This is a genomic window from Moraxella bovoculi, assembly GCF_000988745.2.
GTDB lineage: Bacteria > Pseudomonadota > Gammaproteobacteria > Pseudomonadales > Moraxellaceae > Moraxella > Moraxella bovoculi.
The window spans coordinates 945,897-967,858 of record NZ_CP011381.2 but is presented as its reverse complement, the minus strand read 5'-3'; the positions used below and the strand labels follow the sequence as shown (position 1 = coordinate 967,858).

At 45.6% G+C, this 21,962-nt stretch carries 22 protein-coding genes and 2 pseudogenes; 5 read left to right on the top strand and 19 right to left on the bottom strand.

All coding sequences use genetic code 11. The features are described from left to right. Positions 1–101: 101 nt before the first annotated feature. Positions 102–743 carry a response regulator gene (locus AAX10_RS04340; RefSeq protein WP_046699939.1) on the top strand — a complete coding sequence of 214 codons (642 nt, stop codon included), beginning with the start codon at positions 102–104 and terminating at the stop codon, positions 741–743. A 55-nt stretch (positions 744–798) separates the two neighbouring features. On the opposite strand, the gene AAX10_RS04335 is transcribed toward AAX10_RS04340, so the two are convergent. From AAX10_RS04335 to AAX10_RS04310, 6 genes are all read right to left on the bottom strand, one after another. Then, on the bottom strand, positions 799–1,467 hold the full coding sequence (locus AAX10_RS04335; protein WP_080947036.1) for a hypothetical protein: 669 nt from the start codon (positions 1,465–1,467) through the stop codon (positions 799–801). Between the two features lie 61 nt (positions 1,468–1,528). Then, positions 1,529–1,840 carry a hypothetical protein gene (locus AAX10_RS04330; RefSeq protein ID WP_036362411.1) on the bottom strand — a complete coding sequence of 104 codons (312 nt, stop codon included), beginning with the start codon at positions 1,838–1,840 and terminating at the stop codon, positions 1,529–1,531. Beyond that, a complete protein-coding gene (locus tag AAX10_RS04325) occupies positions 1,840–2,172 on the bottom strand; it encodes a hypothetical protein (protein WP_046699938.1) in 333 nt (110 codons plus the stop codon). Before AAX10_RS04325 ends, AAX10_RS04330 begins: the two co-directional genes overlap by 1 nt. Continuing rightward, positions 2,172–2,870 carry a ribulose-phosphate 3-epimerase gene (rpe, locus tag AAX10_RS04320; protein WP_046699937.1) on the bottom strand — a complete coding sequence of 233 codons (699 nt, stop codon included), beginning with the start codon at positions 2,868–2,870 and terminating at the stop codon, positions 2,172–2,174. The genes AAX10_RS04325 and rpe overlap by 1 nt, the downstream gene beginning before the upstream one ends. A 113-nt stretch (positions 2,871–2,983) precedes the next feature. Further along, positions 2,984–4,381 (bottom strand): outer membrane protein transport protein, encoded by a 1,398-nt coding sequence (locus AAX10_RS04315; protein ID WP_046699936.1) that lies wholly within the window; start codon positions 4,379–4,381, stop codon positions 2,984–2,986. Between the two features lie 186 nt (positions 4,382–4,567). Then, on the bottom strand, positions 4,568–4,783 hold the full coding sequence (locus AAX10_RS04310) for a SlyX family protein (RefSeq protein WP_046699935.1): 216 nt from the start codon (positions 4,781–4,783) through the stop codon (positions 4,568–4,570). Between the two features lie 78 nt (positions 4,784–4,861). On the opposite strand from AAX10_RS04310, the gene AAX10_RS04305 reads away from it, so the two are divergent. Both AAX10_RS04305 and AAX10_RS04300 read left to right on the top strand, forming a co-directional pair. Beyond that, positions 4,862–6,805, top strand: coding sequence for an ATP-binding cassette domain-containing protein (locus tag AAX10_RS04305; protein ID WP_046699934.1), 1,944 nt, complete (start codon positions 4,862–4,864; stop codon positions 6,803–6,805). Positions 6,806–6,908: 103 nt separating this feature from the next. Next, complete coding sequence (locus AAX10_RS04300) at positions 6,909–7,889, top strand: LpxL/LpxP family acyltransferase (protein WP_226997833.1); 981 nt, start codon at positions 6,909–6,911, stop codon at positions 7,887–7,889. Between the two features lie 70 nt (positions 7,890–7,959). On the opposite strand, the pseudogene AAX10_RS04295 reads toward AAX10_RS04300, so the two are convergent. The 6 genes and pseudogenes from AAX10_RS04295 to pheA all read right to left on the bottom strand — a co-directional run bounded on the left by AAX10_RS04295 (position 7,960) and on the right by pheA (position 13,849). After that, a pseudogene (locus tag AAX10_RS04295) lies at positions 7,960–8,613 on the bottom strand (IS1595 family transposase). Between the two features lie 47 nt (positions 8,614–8,660). Further along, positions 8,661–9,080, bottom strand: a complete 420-nt coding sequence (locus tag AAX10_RS04290) for a 2-amino-4-hydroxy-6-hydroxymethyldihydropteridine diphosphokinase (RefSeq protein ID WP_158580314.1) — start codon at positions 9,078–9,080, stop codon at positions 8,661–8,663. 17 nt (positions 9,081–9,097) lie between these two features. Beyond that, the gene (gene folB, locus AAX10_RS04285; RefSeq protein ID WP_036362389.1) at positions 9,098–9,451 is read right to left on the bottom strand and encodes a dihydroneopterin aldolase; all 354 of its coding nucleotides are present in this window, start codon (positions 9,449–9,451) and stop codon (positions 9,098–9,100) included. 10 nt (positions 9,452–9,461) lie between these two features. Then, positions 9,462–10,358 (bottom strand): annotated as a pseudogene (gene rarD, locus AAX10_RS04280) (EamA family transporter RarD). Continuing rightward, positions 10,358–12,670 carry a bifunctional prephenate dehydrogenase/3-phosphoshikimate 1-carboxyvinyltransferase gene (locus AAX10_RS04275; protein WP_046699932.1) on the bottom strand — a complete coding sequence of 771 codons (2,313 nt, stop codon included), beginning with the start codon at positions 12,668–12,670 and terminating at the stop codon, positions 10,358–10,360. The pseudogene rarD and the gene AAX10_RS04275 overlap by 1 nt, the downstream one beginning before the upstream one ends. Positions 12,671–12,739: 69 nt before the next feature. Next, positions 12,740–13,849 carry a prephenate dehydratase gene (pheA, locus tag AAX10_RS04270; RefSeq protein ID WP_046698109.1) on the bottom strand — a complete coding sequence of 370 codons (1,110 nt, stop codon included), beginning with the start codon at positions 13,847–13,849 and terminating at the stop codon, positions 12,740–12,742. A 224-nt stretch (positions 13,850–14,073) separates the two neighbouring features. On the opposite strand from pheA, the gene AAX10_RS04265 reads away from it, so the two are divergent. After that, the gene (locus tag AAX10_RS04265) at positions 14,074–14,994 is read left to right on the top strand and encodes a transaldolase (protein WP_046699931.1); all 921 of its coding nucleotides are present in this window, start codon (positions 14,074–14,076) and stop codon (positions 14,992–14,994) included. A 65-nt stretch (positions 14,995–15,059) separates the two neighbouring features. On the opposite strand, the gene AAX10_RS04260 is transcribed toward AAX10_RS04265, so the two are convergent. From AAX10_RS04260 to AAX10_RS04230, 7 genes are all read right to left on the bottom strand, one after another. After that, a complete protein-coding gene (locus tag AAX10_RS04260; RefSeq protein ID WP_046699930.1) occupies positions 15,060–16,379 on the bottom strand; it encodes a lytic murein transglycosylase in 1,320 nt (439 codons plus the stop codon). Positions 16,380–16,530: 151 nt separating this feature from the next. After that, complete coding sequence (gene purF / locus AAX10_RS04255) at positions 16,531–18,051, bottom strand: amidophosphoribosyltransferase (protein ID WP_046699929.1); 1,521 nt, start codon at positions 18,049–18,051, stop codon at positions 16,531–16,533. 16 nt (positions 18,052–18,067) lie between these two features. Beyond that, entirely contained in the window at positions 18,068–18,598 is a 531-nt protein-coding gene (locus tag AAX10_RS04250) for a CvpA family protein (protein WP_226997820.1), read from the bottom strand. After that, positions 18,595–19,623, bottom strand: a complete 1,029-nt coding sequence (locus AAX10_RS04245; protein ID WP_046699928.1) for a quinone-dependent dihydroorotate dehydrogenase — start codon at positions 19,621–19,623, stop codon at positions 18,595–18,597. Before AAX10_RS04245 ends, AAX10_RS04250 begins: the two co-directional genes overlap by 4 nt. Before the next feature lie 157 nt (positions 19,624–19,780). Continuing rightward, positions 19,781–20,308, bottom strand: a complete 528-nt coding sequence (locus tag AAX10_RS04240) for a methylated-DNA--[protein]-cysteine S-methyltransferase (protein ID WP_046699927.1) — start codon at positions 20,306–20,308, stop codon at positions 19,781–19,783. Positions 20,309–20,361: 53 nt separating this feature from the next. Beyond that, the gene (ftsY, locus tag AAX10_RS04235; protein ID WP_036362363.1) at positions 20,362–21,297 is read right to left on the bottom strand and encodes a signal recognition particle-docking protein FtsY; all 936 of its coding nucleotides are present in this window, start codon (positions 21,295–21,297) and stop codon (positions 20,362–20,364) included. 47 nt (positions 21,298–21,344) lie between these two features. Continuing rightward, positions 21,345–21,560 (bottom strand): hypothetical protein, encoded by a 216-nt coding sequence (locus tag AAX10_RS04230; protein ID WP_036362360.1) that lies wholly within the window; start codon positions 21,558–21,560, stop codon positions 21,345–21,347. A 236-nt stretch (positions 21,561–21,796) separates the two neighbouring features. Between AAX10_RS04230 and AAX10_RS10485 the strand changes: the two genes are divergently transcribed. Continuing rightward, the gene (locus AAX10_RS10485; protein ID WP_264673701.1) at positions 21,797–21,928 is read left to right on the top strand and encodes a hypothetical protein; all 132 of its coding nucleotides are present in this window, start codon (positions 21,797–21,799) and stop codon (positions 21,926–21,928) included. Positions 21,929–21,962 lie beyond the last annotated feature (34 nt).

Genomic DNA, 21,962 nt, shown 5'->3' with positions numbered 1-21,962 from the left:
TTCAATAAAATTGATGAATCTTAAAATCTGTAATATTTGGTTGTAATCATTACAAATTGTGCTAAACTTTCAAAAAATGAAATAACATCGAAGGAACACATATGTCGATTAAAGTGCTAGTAGTCGATGATCACGATTTAGTGCGCATGGGTATTGCGCGAATGCTTGATGATGATGCTCAGATCGAAGTGATCGCCGAAGCTGACAATGGCGATGCCGCGGTTCAACTTGCGCGCCAGCATCGTCCTGATGTCGTGTTATTGGATGTTAACATGCCAAATGTGGGCGGTGTTGAGGCAACTCGCCGCATCAAGCAGATCGATCAGAACATCAAAGTGCTCGCTGTGTCCAGCTTATCAGCACAGCCCTACCCTTCGATGCTACTAAAGGCAGGTGTCAATGGCTATATCACCAAAGGCACACCACTCGACGAGATGATTCGCGCCATCAAAAAGGTGCATGGTGGCGGTAAGTACTTTAGCCACGATGTCGCCGAACAGCTGGCAGATACCGTACTTGGCGAACAGGCGGAGTCACCTTTTGATGCGCTGTCTGAACGCGAAAAACAAGTTGCGATGATGGTTGTGAATTGCCAAAGCGCCCAAGAGATTGCCGATCAGCTGTTCGTTAGCGTTAAGACTGTGAACACCTATCGTTATCGTATTTTTGAGAAATTGGGTGTTAATAGCGACGTTAAGCTCACGCATCTTGCTATCAGACACGGACTCATTGAGGCCAATTAACCAACCGAATCGCTCAAACAAAAAGCCACAATCCGTGGCTTTTTGTTTATTTATATTAACTATAATGTGTCGGCTGTTCGTCATAGATGTGAGCGTGCCATGAATCCATTTGGCGCTGCATGACAGTAGCGATGGCGGCATGAATCATGTTCTGACCGACATTCTGGATCTCATCTTTGCCAATCATTGCCTTCACTTGCTCTGAGAAATGAATGGTTACCATCGGCTCATCTTCATTACCCACCTCCTGCAAGGTCAGCACGCCATCTTCACGCTCAACAAATTCTAATATCGCCTCTTTTATCATCATCTCACCATCAACTCGCTCTTTGATAAGGCTTTTTGCAATAGGTTTTTTGTTGGCGGTAGGTGATGACAAGTTAGCATCTGCGCTATCAGCCTCATCATCGACGACTTCTGGTTTAACTACCTTTCTTGGGCGACTGCGACGACGCTTAGGCGGGTCTTGGTCGCTTGATTCGGCAGCCAAACCATCTACAGACTCACTTGAGGCATCGTTAGATTTCGTGGTTCTTTTTCGTGATTTTTTTGGTACAGACTCCTGAACATCATCAGAATTATCCGTATGGGTAATTTCTTCCTGATTTTTTGTGCTAACAGCGTTATTTTCTTGATATAATCTTTTTTGAATTTCTTCTTCAATAATGACCTCAGCCTCTTCTATTAGACGCTTAATCAATTCATTATCAGCTTTATCAAACATCGACCACTCCAAAATTTTGCAGTTATAACTATAATAAAGACAATGACAAAATTTTCAAGTCTTAACGCCAATAGCGAAGCTTTGCCATCATAAATAAAAACGAGACAAACATACCAAGATAGTACGCCATCTTAAGGTCAAAACTGCGATCGCGGTATTTGATGGGTGCCGCGACCAAGGCAGTAAAGGCAGGAATAAGAATCAGACAGATGACCCAATTTTCAAGCACATGCAGCCAACCTTGTAGGCGATTACCTTGACCTAAGCGAAAACCTGACAGCCCAATCAGCATCACCAAGATGATCAAGGTTGCGATTAAGCCTTTTGGGATGTCTTTGGGTACGATTCTATCAGGAATGAGACGACCTGACATTAGCTATACACTCCCATGATGGACAGCATGGAGACCGTGGATAACAGCCAGCCCAACGTCCACGCATTACGCGGATGAATGGCAGCTTTACCTATTTTGTTCAGTACTACGCTACCAAGCCAAATCAAAGCCGGCATGACAAATAAGAAAAAAGGCACGACCTTAATCGCATGACTCAGCACGTCATTCACATCATCACCCGCCATCAGACGAAAGCCATACCCTGCCAAGCTTAGCACAAGCGATGCGACAAATAAAGAGATGGTCACACCCAAGGGGATGACGCTTTTTGGCGCAATGTTGGCAGCGCTTGAATTATGTTTATCGCTCATTAGATTACCTTCGTCTGCACTAAGGCAAGTTCTGCACGCATCTGATCGATGACAGCTTTATAATCAGGCTTATTAAAAATCGCCGAACCCGCCACAAACATATCCACGCCTGCATCCGCAATCGCACGGATATTATCAGGATTGACACCACCATCAATCTCTAGGCGGATGTCAAGCCCACGCTCGTCGATCATCTTGCGAACTGCACGCACTTTATCAAGCGTGCCATCAATGAACTTCTGGCCGCCAAAACCAGGATTGACACTCATGATAAGAATCTGATCAAGTTTATCGATGGTATAATCCAAGTAATGCAGTGGCGTGGCAGGGTTGAAAACAAGTCCGCATTTAACACCTGCATCTTTGATGAGTTGTAGACTGCGATCAATGTGCTCGCTTGCTTCTGGGTGGAACGTGATGATGTCTGCCCCCGCCTTGATAAATTCTTCGATCATTCTATCCACAGGCTTTACCATAAGATGCACATCAATCGGCGCGGTGATGCCGTAGTCTTTTAAGGCTTTACAAATCATCGCACCAAAGGTCAAATTTGGCACATAATGATTATCCATGACATCAAAATGCACTACATCCGCCCCTGCGTCTAGCACGGCTGCAGTATCTTTACCAAGTCTGGCGAAATCAGCAGACAGAATGGATGGCGCGATAAGAAATTGTTTTTCAGGTAGGATTTTCATAAGGTCAAATGATTAAAAATTTGGGCTTATGATAACAGATTTTAGATATTTTTGAAAATAAAAACAAGCCAAAACGCACGGCTTTGGCTTGTTTATCTGGGATTGTTATCGGATTATTTGGCGTGGTAAGCCAATTTAGCACCTAAGATGAAACCATCATTATCGTCAAATTCGCCGACGGTAGTACGAGTTGGCAACTGCGCTGTAGCATCGCCAAATTTCAAGTATTTAGCGCCCAAAGAGAATGACCATTCTGGCGTAAAGTTATAGCGACCACCCAAGCCGACACTGTAATAGCCTTTAATTGGCCCTAAACTGCTGGCAGGATTGCCCGCGCCACTGTCGTAACCAACGCTACCAGATACCGCCACTTTATCAGAGAGCTTCTTAGCAAGACCCAATTCGCCCGACCATTGATCTTTGCTATAGTCAATGATAGGTAATGAATTACCGATGCTGGCAAGGGTCGCATCGCCATATGTTGGCGGACGAATATCAAAATCAGACCAAGGTACATAGCGAACTTTAGCAGTTAGTAATGTAGTTGGATTAATGCCAGTTTGGAAGTCTAAGTTCCAAGACTCTGGTAGGGTTACACTAAAATCACGTGTGGTTACACCAGCAGCGCCTAGTGCAGGCATTACTTCAGAGATGCTACTTTCATGCTCAATCTCCGAACGATAGGTAAGCGCGGCTTTTAAGGCAATTTCTGGCTTAGTATAAGCAACGCCCGCAGCCCAACCGTGTGCAGTATCAGTTGAGATTTTTGCATCATAGCCTGTCGCAGCTTGGTATGCCACACCGCGCAAGTGAACCTCACCCTTTAAACGCTGTGCAACAGGACCGCCATAAATTTGGAAATTTTTATTAGTGCCAAATTTTGCACCCAAAAGACCGGTAATATTATTCGTGCGAATTTCTACATTAGTTCCTTGCCCACTCTGCGCTTCAGCTGTGGTTGCCGCATTAATTGCCCCGCCCAGCTGACGTGCAGTCGCTGCAGCAGATGCAAGCTGTCCTTGCAACGCAGTAGTATCACCACCTGCTGCTTTTGTTTGCGCGATGGCGGCTTGCAATTGAGCAATACCAGCTTGTGCTTGGGCAAGGCCTGCTTGAGCGGCCGCCAAAGTTGGCGCCCTTCCACCTGTTAAAGCATTTACAGTTGCATCGCCGCCTTCAGTAATAAAATTACTGCTGCCAAAATGATCAACTGCCGCCCCAAAAGGCTCATCATAGAGAAGACCCACGCTAAATGTGTCATTAATGTCCGTTTTTATCCCATAACGGAAGAAATCATAGGCTTCTGCGACATCCCCCGTTGAGCGTCCACTGTTATCCTTGCCGGATATATCCGCATCGATATAAGTATAGACTGCCTCAGCATATGTACCATCCTGCAAAAACGCTGATACATCCTGACCCGAGCGATCAAGACCTGCCGCATGCGCTGAGCCAATCGCCCCAATAGAAGCGACTGCAACGGCAAGCGTTGTATAATTAAATTTAGACATCGTCATTCTCCAAGTTTGTCCTTGTTGTGGGGTTTATTCACCAACCCGTTGATACGCAAGACATCATCCTAGACATAATAGTGTAACAACTTGCGTTTGTACATATTAAAACAAATTTTACCGCAATACAAGAGATAAACTTAGGTAATTTAATTACAATTTGTATTTTATTTATCGGCAATTTTCTTAATAATGTGGTGGTCTGTCTGCCAATAAATCAAACGGAGCAATACCGTCATCATCACGACTTTCTAAGAATTTATACAATAACTTTAACTGATCTTGCAAATCTTTTAATGCTTTATCTTGGTGGGCGATGACATCATTTAGCGTATCTACCGTATTTTCAAGATAGGAGATTTTGATTTGCAAATCGGTAATATCAGCACGAGTATCGCTCATTTTATTTTCCCCTTTAAAGTGTAAAATTTGCTATAATTGACCTATTTTATCATTGAAAATCCGTATTGAAAATAAATTATGGCACTCATTCATCTAAAAAACATCTCCCTTGCCTTTGGCGTTGCTCCTGTCTTAGACCATGTCAATTTTAGCCTTGATAAAGGCGAGCGGGTGTGTCTCATCGGACGAAATGGCGAAGGCAAATCCACGCTCTTTAAGCTCATTGACGGCACGCAAGCTCCTGATGACGGCGAGATTATCATCGCAGACAGCATTAAGATTGCCATGCTTGCCCAAGACGTGCCAAGCGATGACGGTACCTTGCTTGACATTGTCATGAATGGCGATGAAAAAGTAGCAACCTTGCTTCGCCAATACCACGACCTATCGGACAAATGCACAGCGGGCGACATGACCGCCTGCGAGCGTATGACGGACGTGCAACATGAGATTGATGCTTTGCACGGCTGGGAGTTGGAGCGAGGTGCCCGCACCTTGCTTGACAACATGGGGCTAAATCCCACAGATCGCCTTGCCGACTTATCAGGCGGACGAAAACGCCGTGTACTGCTCGCTCGGGCGTTGGTGGTTAAGCCTGATGTATTGCTACTTGATGAGCCGACCAACCATTTGGACGTGGAGAGTATTGATTGGCTAGAAAACTACCTGCTCGGGCAAAATTTGACCGTGCTGTTTATCACGCACGACCGCAAATTTGTGGACAATCTTGCCACTCGCATTGTGGAATTGGATAGGGGTAAACTCTCCACTTATGACGTAACGCAAGGGGTTAAGGGCTATGCTCGTTATCAAGAATTAAAGGAATTGGAGCTTGCCAGCGAAGCCAAATCCTTTGAAGAATTTGACAAAAAACTTGCCCAAGAAGAAGTCTGGATTCGCCAAGGCATTAAGGCAAGGCGTACTCGCAACGAAGGGCGTGTGCGTGCGTTAAAGGCACTTCGTGAAGAGCGAAAGCAGCGTCGTGATGTGGTGGGGAGCGTCTCACTCACCCAAAACGTATCCGAAAAATCAGGAAAAATCGTGTGTGAAGTCAAGGACTTAAGCCTGCAATATGACGGCAAAATACTGGTCAAAAACTTCTCAACCCTGCTCATGCGTGGCGATAAAGTTGGCATCATCGGCAATAATGGCGTGGGCAAAACGACCCTAATCCGCACCGTGCTTGGGCTTGATGACTCTGCCAAAGTGAGCGGTACAGTCAAGCTTGGTACGAACCTAAATATCGCCTTTTTTGACCAATTAAAAGACCAATTAGACTTTGATAAATCCGTTGCCGAAAACGTCTCCGAAGGCTCGGACTATGTGGACGTGGGCGGAAGACGCACGCACATCTTGGGGTATTTGCAGGACTTTTTGTTCACGCCAAACCGTGCCAGAACGCCTGTCAAGGCTCTATCAGGGGGCGAAAAAGCCCGTGTATTGCTCGCCAAAAACTTGCTAAAACCTGCCAATGTCTTGGTGCTTGATGAGCCGACCAACGACCTTGACATGGCAACTTTAGAGCTTTTGGAAGAGTTTGTCGCAGGGTTTGACGGTACGATTTTACTCATCAGCCACGACCGCACCTTTATGGACAACGTGGTAACACAAACGTGGGTATTTGGCACGGACAAGGACGGTCATGGCGTGATTGACGAATATGTGGGCGGTTATCAAGATTATCTCACCCAAAAAGCACGGAGTGAACCAACCAAGCTCAAAGCGGATAAAGTTGAAAAATCAGAAACAATCAAAGCCGACAAACCAAAATCCGACACGTCCAAGCCTGAGCAAAAACGCAAACTCTCCTATAAAGAACAACGTGAATTAGAAAGCCTGCCCAATGAAATTGCCGAACTTGAAAACGAGCAAAGCGAGCTAAATGACAAACTGGCGGACGGTTCGCTATTCGTTAGCGATTTGGCATTGGCGACCCAATACAGTGAACGACTTGGCGAGATTGATGGGATTTTAATGGAGAAGTTGGAGCGTTGGGACGAATTGGAAAATTTGGTAAAATAAACATAGGCAAAAAACAATGAGCAACAAAAACTGTTGTGGGGGTAATTGCCACACCGATAACCAAGCCCCACAATCAAATAACCCACAAATTGACATTAAAAAAATGCCCGATTTGACCGCCACGCACAAGCAAACAAACGTGGTGGATAAAGCTGTATTCCAATGGGAATTTTTATTACCAAAATATTGGGGAATTTGGTTTGCGTTAATGATATTTTTACCGCTTATTTATTTGCCTTTGCGTATGCAGTTTTGGCTTGGCAGAAAAATTGGCGAATTGGCATATATACTTATCAAAAGACGGGTCAAAGATACGCTCACCAATCTGACTTTGGCGTTCCCTGATAAATCTGATGATGAAAAAGTGCTAATCGCCAAACAAGTTTTTGTCAATCAAGGCATTGGTATTTTTGAGACGTTAAACGCATGGTTCCGCCCCAATGTCTTTAAACGCACATTTAGCATTTCAGGATTGCAGCATTTAATCACCGCCCAAAAAGAAAATAAAGCTGTGATATTATTGGGTGGGCATTTTACCACATTAGATTTGGGTGGGCGGTTATGTACGCAGTTTTTCCCTGCCGATTGTATGTACCGCAAACAAAACAACCCACTTTTGGAATGGTTTATTTATAATGGTCGCCGTCATATTTTTGACGAACAAATCAGCAGCCGTGATATGAAAAAACTCATTAGTCGGATTAAAGACGGCAAAGTGATATGGTATAGCCCTGACCAAGATTTTGGCTTAGAGCATGGGGTTATGGCGACATTTTTTGGTGTGCCGTCTGCAACCATTACCGCCCAAAGGCGATTTGCCAGCATGAATAAAAAAAATCCGCCTGTATTTATTGCCTTTGACATGATTCGCCAAACGCCTGATAATATCCCCAAAGGCAAACGTCCGCATTATCATATTAGCCTATCGCCTGTCATTGAAAATTATCCAAGCGATGATGAAGTGGCGGACGCACAGCGTATTAATGATATGATAGAAAATAACATTAAAAAAGACCTTACCCAATGGATGTGGTTTCATCGGCGGTTTAAAACACAGGCGGACGGGACGGATTATTATCAATAAAGCAAAAAGCGGATAAGATTTTTATCCGCTTTTTCGCGCTTAAATAATTTTGGGGCTGTACTAGATTAGCCTAAACCCCACACCATTTTCCCAACACTTTAAGTTGATTAAAGGGTGTATCATAGTTAAATCTAAATTCACCTTCCTCGATAAACAAGTGAAAATGTTTTTTTGTCAATGCCATTGTACTTTCTTAAAACACGCTTGGCTTGTGGCCAGAAATTCTCAATGCCGTTGATGTGATTATGGCCTTTGACAAATTCTTTGGAATGGTTAATTCCAAAATACTTAAAATCACTTACATCAAGCGCATTGTAACTTTTATAGCTGTCAGTATAGACAATGCTGTCAGGTTTGATTTTACCGACGATAATGGGCATTAGGGTGTTAGTCTTGGTGTCTTTAACCAAAACCACAAAGACTTTACCGCTGCGTTTTAAAAGACTAAAGACAGCTGTTTTGCCACCTGCTCCACGACCACGCTTGCCTTTGCGAATGCCGCTAAAATAGCTTTCATCAAGCTCTATTTCGCGATCAAACAATTCTTTAGCCTCAAGATTAAGATGGTATTCTATCACAAGTCTGATTTTGTGATAGAATAGCGCTGATGAATTTGAGTGTATTTGTAGCAAATCAGCTGCCGAACGAGCAGTAACTTCAAGTACAAAAAATTCAAGCAGTCTTTTTGTACTTTTTTACCTAGTTTACAATGGGTTATCTTCATAAAACTAGTATAACATGAGAGTTATTCTAGTACAGCCTCATAATTTTTTAGTACGCCAATAAAAAAACCGCCACTTCTGATAAGCCTGCCCTTTCATGCGCCTTAAACGGCAGTCTTTTTTTGCTAATGCGCCACCCATGACCATCAGTCACCGCCAAGACATCTAAATCCATGGGTACGGCATTTCGATCATCTGTACGCCCGCACAGCCTTTCAATGGTTTTTAATTTATGATAGATAACACTCATCAAGCAAGGCTTATCCAGTTTAAGGTGCACGCAAGCGTTATGATAGATGGCCTGTGTTCTGCCTGTAAAGTCCCGACCGATGACCATTGATGAGTGTCGAACATTGCCCAGCTTCATAAGCTCAGCTTTGGCGATGCTAAAGGCATGCTCACTATCAGCATTACTGCCAAGTGCAATCACAAGGCGTCGCACCATCAATTCATCACTTAAGTCACCCATAGTATTATCCATGGTGATTATTTGTTACGCGTAATGCTAACACCAACACTATTGGCTTGCTTGATGGCATTGGGCTTATGGATGGTGAGTGTAATGCTGTGACAAGGGTAATGATCTAGGATATGGCGACAGATACTCTCCGCCAATGATTCCAATAGCTTTGCCTTCATCTCATGGCAAATGCGCTCGATGTCTTCGCAAACGGTTTTATAATTAACAGCATGCACGACGTCATCTGTGGCAGCCGCTTGGCTGATGTCACAGCTGATTTTGGCGTCGATGATTAGGCTTTGCTTAATGGCCTGCTCCCAATCGTACACACCAACCACCGTATCAATTTTTAATCCCTGCACAAAGACAATGTCGCTCATCACATTTCCTTTAATTAATTTCAGATTTTCTATATCTAACCATGTCCACGCTAAATATCAACAGTCCAAGCCAAATCAAACCAAAGATAGCCAAGCGCTTGACATCAATCGGCTCATAATAATAAAACACCGCAATGATAAAGACAATACTGGGTGTTAAATAACCCAAAAATGACAAGGTGTTAAAACTCACGAGTTTGGTTGATTGATTATACAATAACAGTGGAATTAGCGTAATTGGACCTGCCAAAGCAAGCAGCCAAACACTGCTTGATAGCCAAAATGCCACATCGGAGCTGACAACACTTGCACTAACAAGCCAAATCAGACATAAAGGTAATAATAAAGCCGTCTCAATAAATAAGCCGTCAATGGCATTAAAAGGCGTTTGGCGTTGCAACACCCCATAAAAAGCAAAGGACAGCGCAAGCAGTAAGCTTACCCACGGCACACCACCAAACAGCACCACCTGAATGCCAACGGCAAGCACGGCAAGGGCGACAGCGATTTTTTATAAAAGTCGCAAGCGTTCTTTAAAGATGACAAGCGACAGCCCCACGCCCATTAAAGGATTGATAAAATAGCCAAGGCTTGCTTCAAGCACCCTATCATTTGCCACCGCCCACACATAGGTTAGCCAGTTTATACCAATCAAGAGAGCCGACACAAAGGTCAAGCCAAGCCATTTGGGATTTTGGCGGATTTGGCTAAGCCAAGCCGTCCGTTTGCCGATGATGACAACAAGGCTTAAAACCACAAACGTCCACACCACCCGATGAACGATGACTTCAACAGCATGATAACCGTCCAACAGCTTAAAATAAAAGGGAAAATTACCCCACATCAAAAACGCCAAAAGAGCCGTCATTAGCCCTTTTGGGGTGGCTTGAATGCCTGTATTTGCCATTAGCTAACCGCGATGTTTAAACCCACTTCATTGGCAAGCTCAGCAAAATTCGGGAAACTTGTCGCTACTGTTTCTGTTCCTTGGATGATAATATCGTCCGATGCGCGTACGCTTGCCACCGCAAAACTCATGGCGATACGATGATCGTGATGACTTTGGATCTCGCCACCGCCAAAGACTGTATTGCGCTCGCCACCAGTCATCGGCTCACCCTTACCTTGTATGATGATGCCATCATCCAGTACGGTGCATTCAATACCTAGAGCGCTTAGACCATCAGCCATGACCTGAATGCGATCAGATTCTTTAACTCGGAGTTCTTTAGCTCCTGTTAACTTGGTCGTACCGATCGCGCAGCTGGCAGCGACGAACAACACAGGAAATTCATCAATCGCAAGTGGCACCAGATATTCAGGGATATGAATGCCTTTTAGTTCAGATGGTTTAACCGTGATATCAGCGATCGGCTCACCGCCAACCACAGTCTCATTAGACACGGTGATATCAGCACCCATTAGGCGTAGAATATCGATTACGCCCGTACGCGTTGGGTTCATGCCTACCTTGCGAATCGTCAAACCATTGCCACCGCCAATTGCACCAAGTACCATAAAGAATGCAGCGCTAGAGATGTCAGCAGGCACAACAATATTTGTCGCTGTCAGACGGCCACCGCCTGTGATGGAAATTGAATTACCATCTTTTTTGATTGGATAACCAAAAGCTTTCAGCATGCGCTCTGTATGGTCACGACTGACTTCTGGCTCTGTAATGGTGGTCGTGCCATTTGCCCATAGGCTGGCCAAGATTAGACAAGACTTAATCTGAGCAGATGCCACAGGTAGCGTATAATCAATGGCAGACAGCTTTTGACCACCAGTAATAGAGATTGGTGCAGTGCCTTTTTCTCCCGTGGTCTGAATCGCTGCACCCATGCTTCTTAGGGGTGTCGCCACACGCTCCATCGGACGTTTTGATAGGCTGACATCACCTGTCATCACACTATCAAAAGCCTGTGCAGACAGAATCCCTGCAAGCAGGCGCATACTTGTGCCAGAATTCCCCATGTATAACGCATCTTGCGGCGCATTTAGGCCATCCACACCGACACCATGGATGGTAACTTTATCACCATCTCGCTCGATTTTTACACCCATATCCTTAAAGGCTTGTAAGGTCGCCAAAGCATCTTCACCCTCTAAGAATCCACTGACATGAGTCACCCCATCCGCCAATGAACCCAGCATGATAGAACGGTGAGAGATGGATTTATCGCCGGCAACCGTGATTGTTCCGTTGATATGGCGACTTGGGCGAATGTGATAAGCCTGGCTTGTCATGTCATTTTCCTGTATGGTTGAATCGTTATGTTTGTTTTGACCTGCTTGGCTGATTTGACTTTGGGCAAGCATGTGGCCAAAGTGACGGCGTGCATGGCGAGCGGCGGTCAACCATGCTATCAATGTTTCAGAATCACCCTGCTCGATCAGTTTGCGAAAATCCTGAAGGTTTTTTTCGTAATCATCAAGCGACTTTAGCAAGGCATCCTTATTATCCATAAAAATATCATGCCACATGATAGGACTACTTGCCGAAATACGGCTAAAATCCTTAAAGCCGCCCGCTGCATACCTAAAGATGTCCAAATTATCATCGTGGCTGGCAAGCTGATGAGTCAGATTAAAGGATAATAAATGTGGTAGGTGGCTCGTATAAGCCAAGATCTCATCGTGTCTTTGGCTGGTCATGATGATGACATTCGCCCCAATCGCTTCCCACAGAGCTTTGATTTTTTGGATAAAGCAGTTCTGGGCGGTGGGTGGATTATCATCACAGATAATAAACTGTCGTCCAACGAATAATTTGGCGTTACGCGCAGTGACGCCTGAATTCTCCGCACCTGCGATGGGATGCGACAACACAAGGCTCAAAAAATCCGTTGGCTGACCCACATTCTCACAGGCTTCCAATACTGCTTTGTAGATACTACCTTTCGTGCTTGCCACATCCGTGATGATGGCATCATCAGCGATCAGCCCAGCCATCTTAGCATGAGCAAGCTCATTGATGATCTGCGTGGTTGCCTTGGTTGGTGCTGCAATGATATACAAATCAACATCATCACGGCACACATCTGCCACACTCGCCCCGATCTCATCAATCAGACCGATACGCTTGGCAAAATCCAGCCCATCAAGATTATGATCGGCGGCGATGACATGATGGCACAACCCTCTATCGCGCATGGCACTGATGATGCTCGCACCAATCAGCCCAAGCCCGATGATGGCGACTTTTTGGAACATAATCATGTTTTATTCATTCATAAGTTACAATTTATCAGGCTCAATCTCCATCAAGCCTGATTGATGATTCGGCGATTACAAAACCGCCTTTGGATATGACCCCAATACTCGCACGTCTTTGGCGATTTTGGCAATGTCTTCAATGGCGCTTTTAACATTGTCGTCAGCGATATGCCCCGTCATGTCAATAAAAAACACATACGCCCATTTGTTCGGACGCTCTGGGCGGGTCTCAATACTGGTCATGGATACGCCGTGTTTTTTGAGGGGTTCTAGTAGCTCAATCAACGCCCCCGCACGGTCTGGGCTTGACACGACGATAGACGTTTTGTCCTGCCCGCTTGGGGCGACCGCTTCATGCCCGATGATAAGAAAACGAGTGGTGTTGTTGGGGTTGTCCTCAATATTTTCGTATAATTTGTGCAAGTCGTATTCTGCCACTGCCACATCGCCTGCAATGGCTGCCGAATGCCATTCGTTTTGTAGGCGTTTTGCCGCCTCTCCATTGCTTGACACCGCCACACGCTCCACGTTGGGGAAATTGACATCAAGCCAATGACGGCACTGGGCAAGCGACTGTTGGTGCGAATAAATGCGACTTAGGCTGTCCACTTTGGTATGTTCTGCCACCAAAAAATTATGATGAATGGGCAGTTCCACCTCACCGATGATTTTTAGGCTTGACCCCAAAAATGCGTCGAGCGTATGATTGACCACGCCCTCAGACGAGTTCTCCACAGGCACCACGCCATACATGGCAGAGCCTGCCTCCACTTCACGAAACACATCGGTAATCGTGGCAAGCGGTACGGTTGTCGCTGCCTTGCCAAAATGTTTTAGGGCAGCGGCGTGGGTGAACGTACCAACAGGTCCCAAAAAAGCGACCTTTTGCGGAGCTTCAAGCTCCAAACACACCGACATAATCTCACGAAATAGGCGTGCCATTTTCTCGCCCGATAGCGGGCCTGTGTTGCGAGCCATGACCGCTTTTAGCACTTGGGCTTCACGTTCAGGGCGATAAAAAATGGGGTGGTCTTCATGGTTCTTTTTGGAAATGGCGACCTGCTGGGCGATGCCTGCTCTCTCGTTGATGAGTCGTTGAATTTGTTCATCAATGCTGTCAATCTTACCACGCAAATCGCTGATTTGGTTGGTGTCTAGGTTCGTCGCTTGGTTATCGCTCATACATTTAACCCTTTATGCTTGAATAACTAAAATACCGTTAATAATACCATGATTTTGAACAATTGTTACCGACTTGCGCGCACTTTTTTTGATAATTTTTATAAAATCTTTATTTAGATTGCGGCATTTTATGATATTGTCATGAAACTTCAGTAAATCACTGGTAAAATCACCAAAAATATGCTAATTTCACGCCATTGTCTGATGATTATTTAGGAAAACTTATGACCCAAAATAGCCTAACCGAGCTTGCTAAACACACCACCATCGTTGCAGATACTGGCGATCTGTCCGCCATCGCTCGACTAAGACCACAGGACGCCACGACCAACCCAAGCCTAATCACCGCCGCCCTATTAAGTGGTGATCATGACGACCTTATCGACCAAGTCAAAGGGCAAGATATTGATGTCGCCATCGATCATCTAACGGTCGCCCTCGGCGAAAAAATCAGTGAGTTGGTTGAAGGTCGTGTGTCCACCGAAGTGGATGCCAGACTGTCCTTTGACACCCAAGGCACTGTCGATAAAGCTTTAGAATTCATTAAATTATATGAAGAATTGGGCATTGATAAATCCAAAATCCTAATCAAGATAGCCGCGACTTGGGAAGGCGTCAAAGCCGCCGAAATCCTAGAAAAACAAGGCATCGCTTGCAACCTTACCCTGCTGTTCACTAAAGCTCAGGCACGCGCTTGTGCAGATGCCAATGTCACACTCATCTCGCCTTTTGTGGGTCGCATTACCGACTTTCAAAAAGCCCAAGAAGGCGTCAATGACGTCGCCATCGAAAACGACATGGGTGTTAACTCGGTCAAAAGTATCTACGAATTCTACAAGAAACATGGCTATCGTACCGAGGTGATGGGTGCAAGCTTTAGGAACATTCATCAGCTGATCGCCTTGGCAGGTTGCGACCTACTAACCATCTCGCCCGCCTTGCTTGATGAGCTGGCTAATAGTAGCCTTCTTGTTCCTAAAGTGCTTGATTATCAAGGTGACATCCTGCCAAAGCCAGCACCACTGACCGAAGCAGAATTTCGCACCATCCAAGACAACGAACCTTTGAATGCTTTATTGATCAAAGGCATTGACGGATTTATCCAAGCATGCGAAACCTTAGCAAATCATCTAAGCCAAGCTTAATTTATACTAAAGAAAAACCATGCTAAGTAGCATGGTTTTTCTTATAAGTGATTGATAGGCTTAATTTACCAGATCAAATTACGCGCGGTGTTCTGGCTGATGAACCCATCAGGAACTTGTCCGTTGGCCGACTGCCAATTGGCAAAAGCGCGGCGCGTATTAGAGCCTGCCACACCATCAACACCGCCAGTATCAAATCCTTGAGCGGTTAGGTTTCTTTGTAGGATTTGGATTTGGGTGCGAGACAGCGGCTCTTCATAAGTTGGCCATGACGCCACCAACCCACCGCCACCGCCAATGCGTTTCGCTAATAATGAAACCCCTAGCGCGTAGCTTGATGAATTATTATAGACTTTGATGACATCGAAGTTCGGCGTTAGTAGTAGCGCAGGTCCATTTTTACCTGCGGGCAGCCACAACTCTGACAGATATTGACCACCAAAATATTCACCGCTTGCTGAAGTCAGACCCAGCTGTCGCCATGCGTCAAGGCTTTGTTTGTTCTTAAGTAAATTATAATCAAAATTAGCAGGCAATCTTACTTCATAATACGGCATCAGACCCACGATCCAGCCGGCATTTTTTAGGTAGCTTGCAGTAGAGTTTAGTGAATCGCCGATACTCCACGGGCTGATTTGACCGTTATTATTACCATCAACACCTTCATTCATCCAAGTGCTTGGGATGAATTGTGTGTGACCCATACCGCCTGCCCACGAACCTTTTAGCTGACTAATAGATGCATCACCTCGGTTGATCATCTTTAACATGGCGATCAACTGATCTTCTGCAAACTGGCGGCGACGTCCATCATAAGCCAAGGTCGATAAGGCGCTGACCAAATCCATGCTGCCCATGCCTGCACCAAATGAAGACTCCATGCCCCAGATCGCTGCGACGATCTCTTTTGGAACACCGTAGTTATTCTGGATGTTATTGAAGGTGGTTGGATACTCGCCGATTTTAGCGCGTCCTTGATTGACGCGATTCGACGATGCTGCGCCATTGACATATTCCCAAGGCATCTTGGTAAATTCAGCCTGAGAACGATCAAGATCAATTACTCTTTGATTCAAGCTTGCGCCGCTCATCAGGTGATGAACTGAGCCCGCCTCATATCCTTGGGCGATGGTGCGATTGATAAAATCACGCTTCCATTCATCAAAATTAGCATAATAACGCGCCGTTGGCATTTGAACTTGCGGTGCAGGCTGTGGCGGTGGTATCACCACAGGCTTGGGCATCGGTGCAGGCTGTGGAATGCTAGTGCCATGTACGATTTTGATGGGTGGCTGCTTAACTGGCGCTGTGTTATTACATGCGGTTAATACTGCTGCAGACAGCACAGTTAGAGCAAGGGCCGGATTCACATTGATACGCTTCATAAAATCTTCACAACTAATTAATAAATGCGCCAACACTTTAACGTAAAATTACGCAAAAGTCGAATAATTTTAAGCTACGTTTCGTCATTTGGTACTTATAACCCATAAAAAAAATAAGCCGCCACACGACGACTTATTTTTAGCACTAATCTTACACACCAGTGATGCCGGTCATGTCCACAGGCGTATCCACGACGGTTACGGTCTTTTTGGCGGCGTCATTACGCTTGGCTTGCAGGTCATTTAGGTATTTTTCATCAATACCACCTGCAATATAATTACCATCAAAAACAGAACAGTCAAACTCATCAACACGGCTGTACTTGGTATTATTTACCGCTTCGATCAGATCATTCAAATCTTGGAAAATTAGGCGATCCGCACCGATGATCTCGCGAACCTCCTCCACTGTGCGACCTGATGAGATCAACTCATGACGAGATGGCATGTCAATACCATAGACGTTCGGGAATTTTACTTCTGGTGCAGCAGAGGCGAAGAATACATTTTTTGCGCCCGCATCACGCGCCATTTGAATGATTTCATGACAAGTTGTGCCACGCACGATAGAATCATCCACTAGTAGAACGTTTTTATTTTTAAATTCAAGTGGTACGGCATTTAGCTTCTGACGGACGGATTTTTTACGCTGACCTTGCCCTGGCATGATGAATGTACGGCCGATATAACGGTTCTTGGTGAAGCCCTCACGATATTTGACATTCAGATGCATAGCAAGCTCAAGCGCTGAATTACGAGATGTATCAGGAATAGGGATGACGACATCAATGCCGTGATCCTCGCCCCACTCGCGGACGATTTTTTGGGCAAGCTTCTCACCCATACGCATGCGCGCCTTGTGCACTGAGATGTTATCAATGATCGAATCAGGGCGTGCAAAGTAAACATACTCAAAGATACAAGGTGTGTGCTTAACGCCTTCAATACATTGCTTGGTGTGTAGGTTGTGATGTAAGTCAATAAAGATCGCTTCGCCTGGCGCCACATCGCGAACCACTTCAAAGCCAAGCGCCTGAATCGCCACCGATTCAGATGCCACGACATACTCCACGCCTTGATCTGTCAGGCGACGACCATAGACCAGAGGACGAATACCATTGGAATCACGGAACGCAAGCAGACCGTGACCTGCGATGATGGCAACCACACCATACGCACCTTCACAGCGTTGATAGACCGCTTTTAGTGCATGGAAAATATCATCAGGCTCAAGGTTCGGCTTGGTGGATTTTTGGAGTTCATTGGCAAAAACATTCAAAAGAATTTCCGAATCCGAATCGGTATTTAGATGACGATGATCGCTCTCATAGATCTCTTTGGCAAGCTTATCAGCGTTGGTTAGGTTGCCATTATGCGCCAGCGCAATGCCATAAGGCGAGTTTACATACAACGGCTGAGCCTCTGCCGTACTTGATGTGCCTGCCGTTGGGTAGCGCACATGGCCAATACCAAAATTACCCACCAAGCGCACCATGTGCTGATTCAAAAAGACATCGCGCACCATGCCATTGTCTTTACGTAGGTATAGACGATCGTCTTTTAAGGTGACAATACCTGCCGCATCTTGTCCACGATGCTGCAGCATGGTTAAGCCATCATACAGCATCTGATTTACTGGTTCATGCGCCACAACGCCGATTACGCCACACATAATTTACTCCAATTGATTAAGATGATTGGTAGGGATTTTGGATTTGTTGCCATGCACCGCCCAGCGCTTCTTGTAATAGCTCCATGGCGATCGGGGCAAGTGGTAAGAGATTTTGAGCTAAGATTGATTGTTGCCAGTTAGGCAGATGCATCAATAGCGGTGATGCGATACTTAGAATGATGAGCACTTTTAGAATGCCTGTCGCCGCACCCAATACACCACCAAGCAGACGATCCACAAAGCCCAGCTTTAGGGTCTTTAATGCGCCTGTGATGATGGATGTCAAAAGATACACCACAGCAACCACACCAAGCGCAACCAACAAAAAAGCAGCCGCGATCTGTAGCACAGGATTTTCGATAAATCCTGCCAAAAATGGCGCTACTTCCTTAGCGGTGCGTGAGGCGATGATAAGTGCTGACAGCCACGCCACCAAAGACGCTGCTGTCCTGACAAAACCAGCAGTAAAGCCACGCCACAAGCCCATCAGCACCATAAAGGCAACAAAAACATCGATGAGCGTCATAGATTCGGTAAGTGCTGTCATTGTCCGTCTTGGTAACCTGCGATAGCCTGAACGCAGTCTGTCACGAGCGCAGGACCCTTATAAATCATACCTGAGTAGATCTGTACGGCTTTGGCGCCTGCTTTTAGTTTCTTAACCGCAAGCTCACCTTCATCAATACCGCCCACACCGATCAGATCCACCCTGCCCGCTAAGCGATCATGGAATTGCGATAAAATCTGCGTGCTGCTGTGGCTCACAGGACGACCTGACAGACCACCCGTCTCATCAGCATATGGATAATCTTCCACACCCACGCGAGATAGTGTCGTATTGGTAGCGATCAGACCATCGACATCAAACTCAATCACCGTGCGTGCCATCTCATCGACTTGAGACTCATCCAAATCTGGTGCGATCTTTAGGGCAAGCGGCACATAAAAACCATAGTCATTCGCCAGTCTGCTGTGGCAATTTTTGATGCCATCTAGTAGTGCGGACAGCGCATCTCCGCCTTGTAGGCTGCGCAGATTCTTAGTGTTAGGACTTGAGATATTGATCGTGATGTAGCTGGCATAAGGATAGACACGCTCTAGGCAGTACACATAATCATCAAGCGCCTTCTCAACAGGGGTAACGGCATTCTTACCGATATTAATGCCAAGCACGCCTTGGTATTTGGCGCGTTCGATGTTTTGAATCATCTGATCCACGCCTTCATTATTAAAGCCCATGCGGTTAATGATCGCGCCCGCCTGCGGGATGCGAAACAGTCTTGGCTTATCGTTACCTGACTGCGCGCGCGGCGTTACTGTGCCAATCTCCAAGAACCCAAATCCTAGCTCGCTGAGCGCATCGATGTGTGAGCCGTTCTTATCTAAGCCGGCCGCCAAGCCCACAGGGTTAAGCAGATTAACCCCCATGCAAGTGGTTGGTAAGGCCTGCTTGGCATAGCCAAAGCCCAGCAATCCAGCATTATTGGCTTTTTCAAGCATGTTCAAGGTGAATTCATGCGCGCGCTCTGGAGCCATGTTAAACAAGAACGGACGAAGTAACGCATATGACATGAAAATAACCCCAAAAAGCCTAAGAAGATACAAAATTGAAAAAAATCGTTTAATTATAACACAGATACATGACCTAAGATAGCTTTTGCCAATGTTTTTGTCATCAGTTCGTATTTTAATTCTCTGGCGTTGCTATGAGCATCAACTTGATGATTTATCATAATTTTAATTCACCTTTTTCGACACCAAGCAGAACTTCTTTAATCCCAATGCCTCCGGTATAGCCACCAATACTGCCATCCGCTGCGATCACACGGTGACACGGAACGATGAGACTGATGGGATTTTTACCATTGGCGTTGGCGCAAGCACGATAGGCGGTGGGTTTGTCAATCATAGTCGCCAAAGTTTTGTAGCTGATGGTCCGGTCATAAGGAATGCTGCATAGTGCTCGCCACACCTGCTGCTGAAAAGGCGTACCACAAGACAAATCAAGCGGCACATCGAACGCTCGCCTTTTGCCCGCAAAGTATTCATCAAGCTGCCTTGTCACCTCATGAGCCAGTACATGATCTGCAACATCGAAATTCAAGTCCTGCAAAGTCAGATAAACTGGCTCAGCACTCAAATTAAATCGCGCCTGAGTAGGTTCATTTTGCCAATGCAGCGAGCGCAGCCTACCCTCATGCACGCACAATACCATCATCGGCAAATCAAATGGTGGTCCATAAGCCAGATAAACCATGCTAAATTCAATCCATAAGAAACTGCCCTAAATGGTGGGCAGTTCGTAGATTATTATTGCTCTTCATCAAACAGCGCATCGACAAAATCATTAGGATCAAATGCCTGCAAATCATCAATGCGCTCGCCCACGCCAATGTAGCGAATCGGCACATCGGTATTCTGAGCAACGTTAAAGACCACACCTCCCTTGGCGGTGCCGTCTAGCTTAGTGATGGTAATGCCTGACAATGGCGTCGCCTCACCAAATATCTGAACTTGGTTGATGGCGTTTTGACCTGTGCCAGCATCTAGAACGATCATCGTCTCATGCGGCGCCGTCTCATCTGCCTTCTTCATGACGCGTACGACTTTCTCTAGTTCGTTCATCAGATGTATCTTGTTCTGCAGGCGTCCTGCTGTATCTGCGATCAGCACATCAATGCCTTTGGCGCGCGCTGACTGCATGGCATCAAAGATGACCGAAGCACTGTCAGCACCATGTCCTTGGGCAACCACAGGAATGCCATTACGCTCGCCCCAGATCTGCAGCTGCTCGGTTGCAGCAGCGCGAAAAGTGTCCCCCGCTGCGAGCATCACCGACTTACCCTCGCCCTGTAGCCGCTTGGCGAGCTTGCCAATGGTGGTCGTCTTACCCACGCCATTAACGCCTACCATAAGAATGACGAATGGTTTTTTTGACGTGTCGATCTGTAGAGGATGAACTTTAGGTTCTAGAATCTCGACCAGCTCTTTTTTTAGGGCTTTATATAATGAATGCGAATAGATCAAATCGCCACGTGCCGTCTGCTCGGTTAAGCTCTTGATGATGCGATTCGTGGCATCAACGCCAATATCCGCCACCAAAAGCTGATCCTCGACTTCCTCCAGCAGCTCGTCATCAATCTCTTTGCCCCCAACCAGAACATTCATCAGCCCTTCGGTTAGGTTTTTGCTAGACTTGGACAGTCCTTGTTTCATTCGGCTAAACCAGCCTTGATTTTCGCTCATTATTCACTCACATTCAACAAACTAAATTTTCTTAACCTCAGACAACATCAAACTAATGGCATCACAGGCACGACGATTTCTTTTTTGGTGTTGCTCTCATTGATAACCTTAAGACGAGCATCTTCATCATCATCCGTCAAATCTGGCGGGCTTGATAATGGAACAAAATTATCATCCTCATGCTTAATCTCATCAAGCATCTGCTCATCATCGCTTGGCATTACTGTTTGATTCTTGGGTATATTTTTTGTTATGTCATTCATGATGACCACCTCTTTTTGTTTTGTATTATATCATAGTCTTGTCGATATTTTGATGATCAGTCTATCATACAAAAATACATCCCACGCCGAGCATCATACCAATCAAATCACGCCACACAAGGAATATTTGTGCTAACCATTCTCATTTATTTGACTTATGATGGTTTTTAATGCTATTTTTGCACCTTAGATAAGGTCAAATTTAGCAATTTCAACCAACTTAGCAAGGACATCCCATGACATCATTGTACAAAATCATCGCCATCGCCCTTATCGCAATTGGTTTAACTCAGCTTAGCGCCTGCCAAACCCTTCAAAATAGCGGCATCAAACCCACGGGCAGTGTCGGTGCTAGCGCAGGAGCTTAACTCTTCCATTTTTTATTTAACACAATAAGGTTGT